Below are 15,333 nucleotides of genomic sequence, written 5' to 3' on the forward strand. Positions count from 1 at the left end.
GGGCAGCATAACGGCTTGTGTTGTAAACGGTTATGAAGATGTGTTCTAAGGTTATAACTGTTTGTCGCGGACGAGTGCGGCCTCTGCGGCTTCGGCAGCACTCTGCAGGCGTTGGTTCGGGCCTATCCAGTTCAGCAGAGCCTCGGCCTCCATGGGTTTGGCGATCAGGTAGCCCTGGCCTTCATCGCAACCCCACTGCTTGACCAGACGACGAATCTCATCGGTTTCGATGCCCTCGGCAACGACCCAGTAACCGAGTTTCTTGGCCAGACCGATCAATGCCTTGACCAGACGCTGATCGGTTTTGTCGGACGCCAGATTGCGGATCAGCGACTGGTCGAGCTTGACCGTCGTCGCAGGCAACTGTCGCAGGTAGTTCCAGTTGCTGTAGCCCGTGCCGAAGTCATCGATTGCCACATCCATGCCCATCTGGCGCATGCGCTCCAGTTGGTGGCGTACTTCTGCCGGGTTGTGCATCAAAGCGCCTTCAGTGAACTCCAGCTCAAAGCGGGTAGGGTCGATCTTGTGCTTGCCCAGCAGGCGGATCATCCGGTCAGTGAACGCCGGGCCGGTGAGGTCTTCGGGCGTCACGTTGATCGCAATGCGGAAATCGAATCCCTGTTGCTGCCAACGAGCAGCCTGTTCGATGGCACGGGTCAGCACCCAGAGACTCAGCGGGCGCATCAGCGCTGTCTTCTCGGCCAGCGGCACGAATTCGGCAGGCCCGATGGCGCCGAGCGTCGGGTGATTCCAGCGCAGCAAGGCCTCTACTGACGTACACAGACCGGAGTCAAGATCGATGCGCGGCTGGTAGACCAGCCGCAGTTGATCATGAGCGTGCACTGCACCGGTCAACGAACTGAGCAGCTTGAAGGCTCGCTGCTGTGCGGCGTCGAAGTGCGGTTCATACATCGCCCAGCCAAGATCGCGGTCGCGGGCATCGTCGGCTGCGCTGATCACCATACGCATCCAGTCCTGTTCTTCGACCGGATTGCGATTCAGGGTCACGACCCCGAGACCAACCTGCATCTGCACTGGAATGCCCCGGCATTCAACGGGCGTCTCGAAGTCTTTGAGGATGGTACGAAACAGGTGTTCAGGGGTGCGTTCCCCTGCCAACAGAAAGCCGAAGCGCGTAGGGCTGACCTTGTACAGGGAACAGGTCGGTGGCAGCAGGCACTCCAGGCGGTTCTTGATCGCCGTCACCAGATCCTGGGAGAAGCTGTAACCCAGAGCCTTGACGATGTCGTTGAGGAACGCCGAGGTAATCATGTCCACCGCGACCAACTGATAATCGACACTGGATGCCACTGCCTGACTGATGTCTTCCTGCAGGCGTGAGCGGTTGTACAAGCCGGTGGGCTGATCAATGAAGCAACTGAGCCTGAGGCCGATAATGCGTTTCATGACCAGCGACGCAAAGCGCTTGAGCATATCCGTCTGGTATTCGTTCATCGGCTCGCGCGGCTTGGTGTCGATCACGCACAGGCTGCCCAGGGCAATGCCGTCATCAGTGATCAGTGGAGCGCCTGCGTAGTAGCGGATGTCAGGGTGGCCGGTCACCAGGCTGTTGTTCACGAAGCGCTCGTCGAGCGTCGCATCGGGAATCTCGAACAGCGTGTCGGAAAGGATGGTGTAGGCGCAGAAGGACACGTTACGGGGTGTTTCACGGGCATTCAGGCCCACCTTGGCACGAAACCACTGGCGGTGCTCGTCGACGATTGAGATCAAGGCAATCGGCGTCTCGAAAAATGCAGCGGTCATCGCGACGATTTCATCGAATACGTCATCGGACGTATCTTCAAGCACGCACAGCTCCCGGATGCGCAACAGACGTTGCGTTTCATTCAGAGGAATGGGGGCACTGGCGTTCATGACGATTCTCAATGGATGTTCGATGATGCCTATATGACATCACGAAACTCACTTTAACAGACGAAAAGATTCCGACCACAGCGGCGAGATACCGATTAATCGGCCGCATATCGGGTTTTTTGAACGCTTTCGTTGCTCAACCCACGGACGGCGAGGGGTTGACCGTTTGTTTGCGGCCTGTTTCGAGCACTACCATTCGTCGACTTGCCGAAAAAAAGTGAATCGAGTGTCGTCATGCAGACTCTTCGGCTACATTTTTTGCGTGCGAAGCGAGCACATTCTTCATGGTTTGAGTTGGTGTGCTGCTTACCGGCCTTTGCTGAAAACGAGCTTAACCATCGCAGGATAACCACGAGGCACACTATGAGCATTGAGGTGCGACCCGCCCGCCTGGCCGACGCAGATGCCATCAGCCGAGTGGTATTGGCGGCGTTGCGAATCAGCAACGCCAGGGATTATCCCGCCAGCGTGATCGAGCGCGTGCAGTCGAGTTTCAGCCCGGCTGCGATCGAGCAGCTCATGCGGCAGCGGCGGGTATTTGTGGCGTCAGAGGGCAATAGGGTGGTGGGCACTGCGAGTCTGGAGGGGGAGGTCGTGCGCTCGGTATTTGTCTACCCTGACAGGCATCGGCAGGGGATCGGGCGTTTGTTGATGGCCGAGCTGGAGGTTGTCGCACGCAAGGCAGGCGCGGTGCGGATGGTTGTACCGTCATCCTTGACTGCGCAGGGGTTTTACTTGGCGCTGGGCTTCAGCCTGGTGCGAGAGCATCTGGAGGGAGAGGAGCGCACATTGATCATGGAGAGGGAACTGCGCGTCTGAGGCGTTCCATGCCTTAAGCGGTGACTTCCTGTATCTCCTGCATTTCCTGCAGTTGGTAGTGCGCGTACAGCGTGCTGGCGATCAGCGTGCAAAACACCTTCAGGGTATCGAGGGTATTGGCGTCATCGAGTGGCGCAGGCTTGGTATCCAGGCCGCACAGGGTGCCGAAGAACTCTCCGTTGGGAAAAATGATCGGCAATGAGAAGTAGCTCTGGAAGCCGTACATTTTAGTAATGGGATGCTCTGCGTAGACGGGGTCGGTCGCGACTTCGTTGATTACGATAGGCTGGCGGTGCAGACGCAACTCATTGCAGAACGTGGTCTCCAGCTTGAGCTGATGACCGGCTTCCAGCCCGAACTGAATTTCGTCGTAAACAGCGCATGCGGTCCAGCTGGCCTCGGTGACTTTGGCAATGGCTGCAAATCTCAGCCCAGTCAGCCGGGTTACCAGCCTTAACAGACTGGAAGTCGCCTCGATTTCACTGATGACTGCCAGCTCTGCGGAAGTCAGGTTGTTGTTCAAAATTTGTCACCCTGGTCATAAAAAGCACTGATGCGGCCTTGGCAGTACGCCGGGCGCTGCCGATCCCGTGCAGGAAGTGATCGTGTCATACCTGATCGTGGCTTACATGAAATATTTTGTTGTTCGCTGCCAACTATCGAATGAGTTTAATTCCCCTGTCAACGTTGCTGGCTTTTTCAAATAGTCCGGGCTCGTCAATGGGTCTTTACGGATCCGGTTTCAACTAGTGAAGGCAATACGTCTGAAAGGCTGTCAGCAGAGACGCGCGGCCTTCAGGTTTTGAAAGGAAGTGGCTGTAGGGGGAGGGACCGTTATCGTTTTTGTGTCGAACGTTACTGACTCTATAAAAAGAAGGGCAGCAGACGAATCTGCTGCCCTTCTGTCATGCCCGGTCGGCGTAGCTGCCTGGATTACGTCTTGAAGCGCAGCACCAGATCATTCAGGTTGACCGCCAGCTGCGAGAGTTCAGTACTGGCGATCAGCGTCTGCCGGGTGCCTTCACTGCTCTGCACGGCCAGGTCACGAATGCTGACCAGGCTTCTGTCGACATCACGCGCTACATGCGCCTGTTGTTCGGAGGCAGCCGCGATCTGCAAGTTACGGTTATTGATCTCGAGTACCGAGTCGTTGATCTGGCGCAGCGACTCCCCGGCGTCTTCTGCGGTCTTGCGCGTGTTGTGAACTTCCTCAGTGCTCTTCTGCATTGACTCGACGGTGGCAGAGGAGCCGGCCTGAATCGCTGAGATCATCTGTTCGACTTCTTGCGTGGACGTCTGTGTGCGATGCGCCAGAGCCCGTACTTCATCGGCTACCACAGCGAAGCCGCGACCCTGTTCGCCGGCACGCGCGGCTTCGATGGCTGCATTGAGTGCCAGCAGGTTGGTCTGTTCGGCAATGCCGCGAATCACGCCCAGCACTTTGCTGATGTCCTGAGCCTGACCGGCCAGCGCAGTCACTTGCGCGGAGGAGCCCTCGACCAGGCCTGTCAGGTTCTGCATGGCCGTCAGGGTTTCGTTGACGCGCTGGTTACCCAGGTCGGCTGAAAGGCTCGACTGTTGGGCGGCCTGCGAGGTCGAGGTAGCATTACGAGCGACCTCTTCTACGGCAGCACTCATTTCGTTTACCGCGGTAGCGGCCTGCTCGATTTCGCTGTTCTGCTGCTGCAATGTGCGGTCGGCACTTTCGGTGATCGACGTCATCTCGACGGCGGCAGTGCTCAGTTGCGCGGAAGCGCCGGAAATTTCGTGAATGGTGGTACGCAGGTTGCCCGACATGGTGTTGAGGGCCGTCATCAAGCGTGATGCTTCATCGCTGCCGCTAACGCTCAATTGCCGGGTCAGGTCACCGGCGGCGATGTCTTCCGCCAGTTTCAGCGAGACGCTGATCGGGTCGACAATGCTGCGTGTCAGGGCAATCGCGAGTACCACGGTAAGCAGGAACGCTGCGATAAGCACAATCATCAACACGTTGACGCTGTGGTCGTAGACTGTAGTGGCATCTTTCCCGGAGACGACCGCCTCTTCAGCATTGTGCCCACGTAGCACAGTGAGTTTTTCCTGATAGGCAGCGGCTTTTTGGGCCTGCTCTCCGTTGGCGAGGGAGACCGCTCTGTCGTGATCAGCGCTGTCCAGTGCGACGACCTGTTTCAAGCCATCAATGTAGACGCCCATCTTGTTATTGGCTTCTTCGAATTGCGCCCGGTCGGCTTCGCCCGACAGCAGGTGTTTTTGATAGAAGTCGCTGTTGGCACGCAGCGCCTCGATCGCTTCCCGAACCTTGGCTTCTGCGGTGGCGTGTACGGTCGGATCGTTGCTGGCAAGCATCCTGATGCTTTCCAGACGGGCGTGAAGCAGGGCGATCTGAATGTCGTCGACGACCTGAATGCTGGGCAGTGAGTTTTCTTCTATGTTCTGCTCGGCTACGCGCAGGTGGCCGATCTGTACGTAGGAGAAGGCCCCCAGACCGATCAACAACAAGGTAATGACGCCAAAACACAGGGAGGCCCTGCGTGAAATGCTTAACGATCTGAGGTTCATGGTTGCCTCCAGCGGCAAAACAGGCGGAAGGCAAATACGTTCCTCCCAATGACTGTTTTTCTGCTGAAAACGAGAGAGCTTTAACAAAATGGTCATGAAGGTTATTTCATAATAGCCTCGTGCCATTATTTGCTGTAAGGCAGCCGTATGACCTGAAAAAGTTCCAATAAATTGTGAATGATATTAACCGTTAGTCGGGTGAATGTTATTAAAGTATTCGCTCTAATTACGTGATGCCCAAGATGCGGAGCCATGTCTTATCGTTAAGTTGCGGACGTTTTAAACGTGCGCCCACCGTGTCCATAAAACCTGCGATGCACCCCATGCACGCCATTCGTTCTTCTACATGTGGCATGTGACTGGACTCTTCGAAGACAGACCAAATGATGTTGGGGACGTGATCCACATAGGGCTTCACGACGAGCGGTGTGGCTTCGTCATACTTCCCTGAAATCAGCAAGGTCGGAACGTTGATGAGCTTCAGGCGATCAATGATGGTCCAGTTCTTCAGCGTACCGATGACGTGAAACCCGGTAGAGCCATTCATGGCGTGGTACACAGTCGGATCGGCGTCAATCGCGTCGAAGGTACGTTTCACCTCATAGGGCCAGGGTGTGATGCGGCAGACATGACGGTCATAGAATACCCGCGAGGCTTTCAGGTATTCCGGATCTTTCAATGTTTTCGCCTCTTCGTGCTTGAGCAACACAGCCTGCACATCAAGGGGCAGATCCTCGCGCAGCCGGTTGGCCTCGCTTACCCAAGTGAGCATGTCTGCGGGGGAGTTGGCGATGATCAGTGCTTTCAGTCCTTTGGGCTGACGCACGGCATGCTCCGAAGCCAGCATGCCGCCCCACGACTGGCCCAGCAAGGCGTAGTTGTTTTTGATGCCCAGATGCTCAAGCAGGTTAGCCAGCTCACTCAGGAACAGTTTGACCGTCCAGAAGCCGCGACCCTTGTGGGGCAGTCGAGTCGACTGCCCGTTACCCAACTGGTCGTAATGGATAACGGCCCGGCCGGTGCTGGCGATGTCCTTGAACGAATCGACGTAATCGTGCGTACAGCCGGGGCCGCCGTGCAGGATGACCAATGGTGTGCCGGGACCGTGCAGGTCGCCGGTGATGCGATACCACGTCTGATAGTCGCCAAAGGGTGCAAAACCTTCCTTGATCGTCATATCTGCCATGTCGCCGGTCCCTGCTGGATAGTTTGGGGGCACCATAGCGCGACGTCTTGCGTCTCATAACTATGGAAAGTGATAGGTTTTGGCCAATAATCCGGTCAGTGGTCGAGTAAGCGGTAGTGAACGTAACGCACCACCGCCTGCACACGGTTTTTGGCCTCCAGCGTCTGCATGGCTGCTGATCAACCACGAGGCGGACGTCAACTGGACCGACTTCTACTACAGCCCCTACATCGGCGTGTCGCGCAAGGACATCGAGCACTTAGGGATGAACCCGCTGGGCCGATTAGGCTCGAAGAAGCGGTCAGGAAGTGACATGAACCAGGCGCTTGCCTGAACGCCAGGCGCTCTTCAGCGTTCTTTTCCGGCGCGCAGTCGGCCGGGAAACGCTAATTTGTATCCTCAGGTTTATCGGGACTTTGACAGGTTCTGCGGATGGTAAAATTGCGGCCTTTTTGCGCTGTACCCTGCGGAGCTGTCATGCATAAACCCACCCCCCGTACCGAATCCCCGAACGCGCTGGCGTTCATCACGCGTTTCTTCGCTGCCGAATCCGCTGGCGGGCTGGTGTTGATGGCAGCTGCTCTGGCGGCCTTGATCGTAGCCAACTCACCGCTTGCCGACAGCTACTTCGCAGCGCTGCACGCAGTGTTCGCCGGGTTGTCGGTTTCGCACTGGATCAATGACGGTCTGATGGCGATCTTCTTCATGCTCGTCGGCCTGGAGATCAAGCGCGAAGTGCTCGCCGGTCAGCTCGCGTCCTGGAGCCAGAGGGCCTTGCCGGGCTTTGCGGCGCTGGGCGGCATGGTGGTTCCGGCGCTGATCTACGTGGTGTTCAACTGGGGACGGCCAGATACTATCGGCGGCTGGGCCATTCCGGCAGCGACCGACATCGCATTCGCCCTGGGTGTGCTGTCACTGCTGGGCAAGCGCGTGCCCCTGTCGCTGAAGATTTTTCTGTCTGCACTGGCGATTCTCGATGATCTTGGCGCGGTGCTGATCATCGCGCTGTTCTACACCAGCGATCTTTCCATTCCCATGCTGCTGGCAGCCCTGGGCTCCATCGCCGTGCTCGTTGCGCTGAATCGTCTGGGCGTCAAGAAGCTGCTGCCTTACCTGGTTGTAGGTGCGCTGCTGTGGTTCTTCATGCTCCAGTCCGGCATCCACGCCACCCTGGCGGGCGTCGCGCTGGCGCTTTGCATTCCGCTGGGCAAGCCCGATGAAGAGGCTCGCTCGCCACTGCTGCATCTGGAAGAAAAACTGCACCCGTGGGTGGCTTTTGCCGTCGTACCGATCTTTGGTTTTGCCAACGCTGGCGTGTCACTGTCGGGCATCACCGCCGACAACCTCGTGGACCCGGTCCCGCTCGGTGTTGCGCTGGGGCTGCTGGTCGGCAAGCAGGTCGGCATCTTCGCCATGGCCGCGCTGGCAATTCGCGCAGGCCTGGCCCGATTGCCGGAGGGCAGCAACTGGGGCCAGCTTTATGGCGTCGCAGCCCTGTGTGGTATCGGCTTCACCATGAGCCTGTTCATTGGCGCACTGGCCTTCCCGGGCGCGCCGGAACTCGTCGATGAGGTCAAGGTAGGCGTGCTGATCGGTTCGGTGCTGTCGGCTGTGTTGGGTGTGATTGTGTTGCGCAGGTTTGGGCAGCAGGGCTGAACTGCTCTTATTTGCGTTCCCTCGCCTTGCGTAGTCCTTGAAAACACTGTCGCCCCCACGCGGAGCATTGGCACGATAGTTACAGGATGATCGTTCCTCACGCTCCAGCGTGGGAATGCCGTTCTGGACGCTCTGCGTCCGATCCTGAAGTGCGGCGCAGCGCAGATTTGTGACGCAGAGCGTCACGACATGCGTGCCAACGCGGGGCATTGGCACGATAGTTACAGGATTATCGTTCCTCACGCTCCAGCGTGGGAATGCCGTTCTGGACGCTCTGCGTCCGATCCTGAATGTGCGGCGCGGCGCAGATTTGTGACGCAGAGCGTCACGACATGCATGCCAACGCGGAGCATTGGCACGATAGTAGTCGGAATGTCCCGGTGAATGGCGGGTTCATCTGGAGAAGTCAGGTTGCGGTTGGGTTGCTGAATTGATTGAAGGGGCGCAAACCGATCAGCAGGCCGTGAAGTTGATTCTGCAACGAGTGACCATTATCTGATCGCAATCTGGCATTACAGAAAACAAGTGTGATGTCGATAAAGACGGGACGCGCCAGGGACTCGGCCAACTTGTCCTATTTTGAGAGCCCACAGCATGTTTCACCTGTTCAGCCCCCGTCGTGACAAAAAGGCCCTTCAGCAACTTATCTCATCGCTCAAGAGCGGCACTGAGCCCTCGGTAAGGGGATGTGCCGAAAAAAACGCGGTACTTGAGTGCTGGAGCTCCTTGAGCACGCAGCGTCGTCTTGACGAGCAACGTATTGCCGCTCTTGAGCAAGAGCTGGAAACCGCCCGCCACCTGCTGGGTGAAGCTTCTGCCTCGGCCGCGGCCTATGAAACCCGCTTTGATCTGGTCAACCGTGCGTCGAGCGAGGGCCTCTGGGATATGGAGGTCGTCGCGGGCGATCCGGTCAACCCGAACAACAGATTCTGGTGGTCGCAGCAATTTCGCACACTGCTCGGTTTCAACGACGAGCGCGATTTCCCCAACGTATTGGCAAGCTGGGCAGACCGTCTTCATCCCCAGGATAAACAAGCCTCGCTGGACGCATTTGCCAAACACCTGAATGACCGTTCCGGCAACACGCCATATCGGATCAAGAATCGCCTGGCGATGAAGGACGGCACTTATCGCTGGTTCTATGCCCAGGGCGAAACGTTAAGAGACGCACGCGGAACGCCGCTGCGTGTCGCGGGCTCTCTTCGGGATATTCATGATGAGCTTGAGCGTGACCTTGAACACGATGTGATCATTACCCGATTCGAACTGGCCCGGGAGATGCTCTCCGACGGTCTTTGGGACATGGAGGTCATTGCCGGCGACCCGGTCAATGCGCGCAATCCTTTCTGGTGGTCTCCACAGTTCAGGCGTCTGCTGGGTTTTGAAACGGTGGAAGAGTTTCCCGATGTACTGGATAGTTGGGCGTCACGGCTGCACCCTGAAGACAAGGAACGAAGCCTGACGGCGTTCGGGGCGCATTTGAATGACCGGACCGGCAAGACTCCGTTCGATATCGAATACCGCCTGAAGATGAAAACCGGGGAGTACCGCTGGTTCCGTGCGCGCGGCCAGACTCGCCGCAATCCTGAAGGTGTTCCGCTGAGGGTGGTCGGTGCGCTGGTGGATGTGCATTTGAAACATGAGCAGGATGCTCTTCGCGACACCGAAGCACAGCATCAGAAAAACCTGGAAGAGAATATCACTCAACTGACCCAGATAGTCGGCACTATCCAGAGCATTGCCAGCCAGACCAACCTTCTGGCGCTCAATGCGGCAATCGAAGCTGCGCGCGCCGGTGAGGCAGGGCGCGGCTTCGCGGTGGTGGCGGATGAAGTTCGCAAGCTGGCGACCAGAACGACCGAAGCGACGGAGCAGGCTGCAAGCATGATGAGCCGTTGATAAAACCGGCATTCGCTTATTGATAGCAGCAAAAAAAACGCCTCCGCAAGGGAGGCGTTTTTTCAACTCAGCACATCAGGCCAGGTCGAAGCGGTCCAGGTTCATCACCTTGGTCCAGACTGCCACGAAGTCTTTGACGAACTTCTCGTGTGCATCCGAGCTGCCATACACCTCGGCAATCGCACGCAGTTGAGCATGCGAGCCGAAGACCAGATCGACACGGGTGCCAGTCCATTTCACTGCGCCCGTCTTGCGGTCACGGGCCTCGAATGTATCAGTGCCTCCCGCAGTCGCTTTCCACTCCACGCCCATGTCCAGCAGGTTCTTGAAGAAGTCGTTGGTCAGAGTGCCCGGCTGATCAGTAAAGACGCCATGCTTGCTCTGTCCGACGTTGATGTTCAAGACCCGCAGGCCGCCCAGCAGTACAGTCATCTCCGGTGCAGTCAGGGTCAGCAGTTGCGCCTTGTCGACTAGCAACGATTCTGCCGAGACCTTGTAATGCCCCTTCTGATAGTTGCGGAACCCATCGGCGATCGGCTCGAGGAAGCTGAACGACTCAACATCGGTCTGCTCTTGAGACGCATCGGCGCGGCCCGGTGCGAACGGGACGGTGACGTGCTGGCCTGCATTTTTCGCCGCCTGCTCGACACCTGCGTTACCGGCCAGAACGATCAGATCGGCGATTGAAACCTTCTTGCCGTTCGATTGACCTGCGTTGAATTCGCTCTGAATGCCCTCGAGGGTCTTCAGCACGCCCGCCAACTGCGCAGGCTGATTGACCGCCCAATCCTTCTGCGGAGCCAGACGCAGACGGCCGCCGTTGGCACCACCGCGCTTGTCCGAGCCACGGAAGGTAGAAGCTGCGGCCCAGGCCGTCGACACCAGCTGCGAGACCGAAAGGCCCGAAGCGAGAATCTTGGTCTTGAGCGCGGCCACATCCTTATCATCCACCAACGCATGATCGACGCTTGGAATCGGGTCTTGCCACAGCAGCTCTTCGGTCGGTGTTTCGGGGCCGAGGTAGCGGGCAAGCGGGCCCATATCACGGTGAGTCAGCTTGAACCAGGCACGGGCGAACGCGTCGGCCAGTTGCTCGGGGTTGTTGAGGAAGCGACGCGAGATCTGCTCGTAAGCCGGATCGAAGCGCAGTGCCAGGTCAGAGGTCAGCATGCTCGGTGCGTGACGTTTGGATGGATCGTGAGCATCCGGGATCTTGCCGGCGCCAGCGCCGTCCTTCGGCGTCCACTGATGCGCGCCTGCCGGGCTCTTGGTCAGTTCCCATTCGAAGCCAAAGAGGTTTTCGAGGTACTCGTTGCTCCATTTGGTCGGCGTCGAAGTCCAGGTCACTTCCAGGCCGCTGGTAATGGTGTCGCCACCCTTGCCGCTGCCGAATTTGTTTCTCCAGCCAAGACCCTGTTCTTCAAGGCCAGCTGCTTCAGGCTCCGGACCAACGTTGTCGGCAGGGCCGGCACCGTGGGTCTTGCCGAAGGCGTGACCACCGGCGATCAGCGCCACGGTCTCTTCGTCATTCATCGCCATGCGACCGAAGGTTTCACGGATATCCCTTGCCGAAGCAACCGGATCCGGCACACCTTCAGGGCCTTCTGGGTTCACGTAGATCAAGCCCATCTGCACGGCGGCAAGCGGGTTTTCCAGATTGCGTTCGCCGTTCGCCGTGCGGCTTTCTTCGTTGGCGTGATTTTCCGGCTCGGCCACCAGCGTGCCGTCGCCCGGTTGCTGCATTTTCTTCTGCACGCCGTAGCGTTCTTCACCGCCCAGCCAGGTGGTCTCGGAACCCCAGTACACGTCCTCTTCCGGTTCCCAGACATCCGCGCGACCACCGGAGAAACCGAAGGTCTTGAAGCCCATGGACTCCAGCGCGACGTTACCGGTCAGCACGATCAGGTCAGCCCAGGAGATCTTGCGGCCGTACTTCTGCTTGATCGGCCAGATCAGGCGGCGCGCCTTGTCCAGGCTGACGTTGTCAGGCCAACTGTTGAGCGGCGCAAAACGTTGCTGACCGGCACCTGCACCGCCACGACCGTCGCCTGTGCGGTAGGTACCGGCGCTGTGCCAGGCCATACGAATGAACAGCGGGCCATAGTGGCCGAAGTCTGCCGGCCACCAGTCCTGAGACTGGGTCATGACGTTGCGCAGGTCCTGTTTGACCGCTTCGATGTCAAGGCTCTTGAATTCCTTGGCATAGTCGAAACTCTCGCCCATCGGGTCGGAGAGCGAGGAATGCTGATGCAGGATCTTCAGATTCAGCTGCTTGGGCCACCAGTCACGGTTGGTGGTGCCGCCGCCGGCAGCGTGGTTGAAGGGGCATTTCGATTCAGTTGACATGCTTGATACACCTTTTTGTCATTTGCATCCGGCCATCCAGTCCACTCGTGGGACCTCAGACAGTGATGACGGAACTCAACAGCACTGGGTTCATGCCGGCCGTTCGGTCAACGATCAGGCCAGCTCTACAGATACGCAGCACAGCGATCATCAGATTGCTGCGAGCCGAGCCCACAACGTGCGTCGCAAACTTGAGCTCATTCTTATCTCCTTATCAGGGTGAAACCGCACGACTTTCGCCGATGCTTAAGCAGATTAGCCTTCTTCGCGAAGATTTCTAATAGAAAGAACATTACGGGGCGATAGGCAGACTCTGGCAGCGCTGTCATCAAGGCATCAAGCGGCTCTGCTAACCTGTGCAGCCCATGAGACTTCAGACCGCTCAACCAATGATCACGATTCGCAGCATGACCCTGGACGACTACGACGCGGTCATCGAACTGATGCGCAGCACACCGGGCATTTCCCTGCGCGACGCCGATTCACGCGAAGCCACCGCACGCTACCTCGAACGCAACCCCGGCATGAGCTTTGTCGCCGAGGCGGACGGCGCCTTGTGCGGCTGTGTGATGTGCGGGCATGACGGACGCCGCGGTTATCTGCAGCATTTGATTGTGCTGCCCGAGTATCGCCGGCGCGGTATCGCCCATAAGTTGGTCGAACGCTGCCTCGAGTGCCTAGACGCGCTGGGTATATACAAGTGTCATCTGGACGTAATGAAGAGCAATGGAGCGGCCGGGCGTTATTGGCAGGGGCAGGGTTGGACGCTGCGGGAGGATATCGATCGGTATTCGAAGGTGCGGCGGGACGGGAATGTTTGAAGGGCGAGAGGTGCGCTACGCATGCGTAGGCGCGTCAACTGATTGCGCCGCTTGATTCTGCGTCATTGTGCTGGCAGCGCTCGATGAAACTATCCGGCCTTCAAAGGCGATACATTTTCTGCCATTGCGCTTGGCGTGATACAGGTTCTCATCGGCCTCTTTCAACAGATCGTTGACAGTTTCAACCCGCGACAAACTCGCAACGCCGCCACTGAATGAATAGGGGACTTGAGCCGCTTCATCCTTTTGCGCGAGCCTCAACAACTCTTCCAGTGCGCGTACAGCGTCTGTGGCGTTCGCCGCCGACAAGATCACGCCAAACTCTTCCCCACCCAAACGCCCAAAGGCGATCAGCCCCTTTGTGCCTTTTAGGAGTGTCGCAAACCCAACAAGGACATTGTCGCCCACGTCGTGACCATGGGTGTCGTTGATACTTTTAAAGTGATCCAGATCAATCATGGCAAACCACAACGACGATTTTTCAGCGCACGCCAGCGCAGTATTCAGACTGGCAACCAGTGCGCGGCGATTGGGCGCATGCGTCAGGGTGTCGGTTTCGGACAGTTCCTGATAACGGTCCCTGGCTGTCATGGTCTGCATGACCAGGCTCAGGAAGGTTGCATTGAGGCAGCCGCCCAGCAAGGTCGAGCTGATCAGGAACACATAAAACAAAGGTGCATGGTTGACGCCAACGGCCGTCAGGTCCATTTCCCACATGATCAGCCAGATCAGGGCTGCCGCGGCGATGTAATCAATAAACTTGACGAAGAATACGCTCATTCCCGTGATGAGCAGGGAGGTGACAACCAGCCCCCACATCGACGCTTCCACGCCCATGCGTTCGATCTGTTCCTTGAACAGAAAGGTCAGCGATGCCATGTAAATGATGCCGAACAGACGCCACGCCAGCATGCTCCTGCTATTGGACGTGACAATGATCGACAGCGCCGCCCCCGCCAGCGCGCAGCAGATGAATATATCCAGTGATCGATCAATGGACGGATTCAGGCACCAGCTGATAACCCAACTGAAAAGACCAATCAATTGAGACAGCTTCAAGGGGACGAAAATAGAGTTTTTCAGGTTTCTTCTTTGCGGCATGTGCAGCTTCCGTACTTATGCCAGCCGAACCGTTGTCGACGGCACACGCCTTGATCGAGAGGGGTGATGATATATGGCCACTATACTTCATTGCCAGATAGGGGGGGATGGCCGTCGGTCTTGCTGGGGGTGGGGTGTGCAGGCCTGGCTGGGTGAAGGGCAGGGCAGCGCTGGTCCGATCTACAGTTGCTTGCGCATGGGTACGCATGCCAAACGGAGCCCTGAGGGAGAGATGTAGAGAGTATGGGCGCTTCCGGTGAAGCCACAATGTTGATAGAACCTCTGTGCATTCAATGTGGCTTCGAGATGGATTTCGGCGAGTCCTGCCTCTCGTGCCAAATGCTCAAGATGAGCGACCATCCTTTTACCTATTCCCTGGCCCATGAATGAGGGCAATACGAATATCGCCTCCAGCTCTCCGCTCTCGAGATTGATCACCCCTGTTGCCACAGGAATTCCATCGACGCAGGCCAGGTAATAATCGTTTTCCACCCAGGATCTGTATTTATCCGTGAGCGGAACGCAGGTCCAGGCCACCACTTGGTCGTTTGTATAAACGGAGCTGCATTGGTTCTGAATTGCCTGAAAGCGAATATCGAACGCCGCCTCGGCATCGCATCGTTTAGCTCGACGGATCTGTAGCATTTTTATTCTCCTGAAATGAGGCCATGGTGAACGGAGAATAAAAAATCCCCGTCCATTCCTGGCGGGGCTTGAGTCAATGCACTTGGTAGCTACGCGCGCATCATCTTATGGCCCGCACGAGGGGGGGCATTGAGGTGTGCATGATGTTTGGTCGGTGGGGGTTGGTCATTGATTTATAGTCTGGGGGATTGGGGTGGGTGTCAATGGGGGGCTAAAAAGCTGGACGTGCTGTCTGGAATGCTTGGAGGGTAACGGTTCTGCTTGGGGCTAGTGCTCACTGAATTTCAGGTCAAAAGAAGACGCCTATGGGCGTTTTGGATGTCGGGAGGATTTGAACCCGCATCCGGAGCCCTATTTTCGTAGCGCGTGACGTCCACCTTGCTATTTTGCTGTCATTTCCTGCCAATCTACCGGGTGAGCATGCGA

The 15,333-nt window shown here is 57.4% G+C and carries 11 protein-coding genes and 2 pseudogenes; 5 read left to right on the forward strand and 8 right to left on the reverse strand.

Annotation, left to right across the window (positions count from 1 at the left end):
• Window positions 1–51: 51 nt before the first annotated feature.
• Window positions 52–1,875 carry an EAL domain-containing protein gene (locus JOE33_RS18360; RefSeq protein ID WP_187624924.1) on the reverse strand — a complete coding sequence of 608 codons (1,824 nt, stop codon included), beginning with the start codon at window positions 1,873–1,875 and terminating at the stop codon, window positions 52–54.
• A 363-nt stretch (window positions 1,876–2,238) separates the two neighbouring features.
• Between JOE33_RS18360 and JOE33_RS18365 the strand changes: the two genes are divergently transcribed.
• Window positions 2,239–2,694 (forward strand): GNAT family N-acetyltransferase, encoded by a 456-nt coding sequence (locus JOE33_RS18365; protein ID WP_122589257.1) that lies wholly within the window; start codon window positions 2,239–2,241, stop codon window positions 2,692–2,694.
• 13 nt (window positions 2,695–2,707) lie between these two features.
• Here JOE33_RS18365 and JOE33_RS18370 read toward each other — a convergent pair whose 3' ends face one another.
• The 4 genes and pseudogenes from JOE33_RS18370 to JOE33_RS18385 form a co-directional block, all read right to left on the reverse strand.
• The gene (locus JOE33_RS18370; protein WP_010436832.1) at window positions 2,708–3,217 is read right to left on the reverse strand and encodes a GAF domain-containing protein; all 510 of its coding nucleotides are present in this window, start codon (window positions 3,215–3,217) and stop codon (window positions 2,708–2,710) included.
• A gap of 410 nt (window positions 3,218–3,627) precedes the next feature.
• Window positions 3,628–5,253 (reverse strand): methyl-accepting chemotaxis protein, encoded by a 1,626-nt coding sequence (locus JOE33_RS18375; protein WP_187624925.1) that lies wholly within the window; start codon window positions 5,251–5,253, stop codon window positions 3,628–3,630.
• 226 nt (window positions 5,254–5,479) lie between these two features.
• Window positions 5,480–6,439 (reverse strand): proline iminopeptidase-family hydrolase, encoded by a 960-nt coding sequence (locus tag JOE33_RS18380; protein ID WP_240009345.1) that lies wholly within the window; start codon window positions 6,437–6,439, stop codon window positions 5,480–5,482.
• Window positions 6,440–6,534: 95 nt separating this feature from the next.
• Window positions 6,535–6,618: pseudogene (locus JOE33_RS18385) on the reverse strand (LuxR family transcriptional regulator); the annotation flags it as partial.
• Between the two features lie 8 nt (window positions 6,619–6,626).
• Here JOE33_RS18385 and JOE33_RS18390 point away from each other — a divergent pair.
• The 3 genes and pseudogenes from JOE33_RS18390 to JOE33_RS26010 all read left to right on the forward strand — a co-directional run.
• Window positions 6,627–6,751, forward strand: a pseudogene (locus JOE33_RS18390) (ABC transporter substrate-binding protein); the annotation flags it as partial.
• Between the two features lie 165 nt (window positions 6,752–6,916).
• Window positions 6,917–8,095, forward strand: coding sequence for a Na+/H+ antiporter NhaA (gene nhaA / locus JOE33_RS18395; protein WP_187624926.1), 1,179 nt, complete (start codon window positions 6,917–6,919; stop codon window positions 8,093–8,095).
• A 594-nt stretch (window positions 8,096–8,689) separates the two neighbouring features.
• On the forward strand, window positions 8,690–9,994 hold the full coding sequence (locus JOE33_RS26010; protein ID WP_032615107.1) for a PAS domain-containing protein: 1,305 nt from the start codon (window positions 8,690–8,692) through the stop codon (window positions 9,992–9,994).
• A 75-nt stretch (window positions 9,995–10,069) separates the two neighbouring features.
• Here the strand turns inward: JOE33_RS26010 and katG are convergent, their stop codons facing one another.
• Window positions 10,070–12,340, reverse strand: a complete 2,271-nt coding sequence (gene katG, locus JOE33_RS18405) for a catalase/peroxidase HPI (protein ID WP_187624927.1) — start codon at window positions 12,338–12,340, stop codon at window positions 10,070–10,072.
• 389 nt (window positions 12,341–12,729) lie between these two features.
• Here katG and JOE33_RS18410 point away from each other — a divergent pair, with 389 nt between their 5' ends.
• Window positions 12,730–13,161 (forward strand): GNAT family N-acetyltransferase, encoded by a 432-nt coding sequence (locus JOE33_RS18410; protein WP_010427696.1) that lies wholly within the window; start codon window positions 12,730–12,732, stop codon window positions 13,159–13,161.
• A 15-nt stretch (window positions 13,162–13,176) separates the two neighbouring features.
• On the opposite strand, the gene JOE33_RS18415 is transcribed toward JOE33_RS18410, so the two are convergent.
• Together JOE33_RS18415 and JOE33_RS18420 are read right to left on the reverse strand one after the other, a co-directional pair.
• Complete coding sequence (locus JOE33_RS18415; protein WP_187624928.1) at window positions 13,177–14,262, reverse strand: GGDEF domain-containing protein; 1,086 nt, start codon at window positions 14,260–14,262, stop codon at window positions 13,177–13,179.
• A gap of 180 nt (window positions 14,263–14,442) precedes the next feature.
• Window positions 14,443–14,907 carry a GNAT family N-acetyltransferase gene (locus tag JOE33_RS18420; protein ID WP_187624929.1) on the reverse strand — a complete coding sequence of 155 codons (465 nt, stop codon included), beginning with the start codon at window positions 14,905–14,907 and terminating at the stop codon, window positions 14,443–14,445.
• Window positions 14,908–15,333: the final 426 nt, after the last annotated feature.

The sequence above is a fragment of the Pseudomonas sp. PvP027 genome, from assembly GCF_017833005.1.
Lineage (GTDB): Bacteria > Pseudomonadota > Gammaproteobacteria > Pseudomonadales > Pseudomonadaceae > Aquipseudomonas > Aquipseudomonas congelans.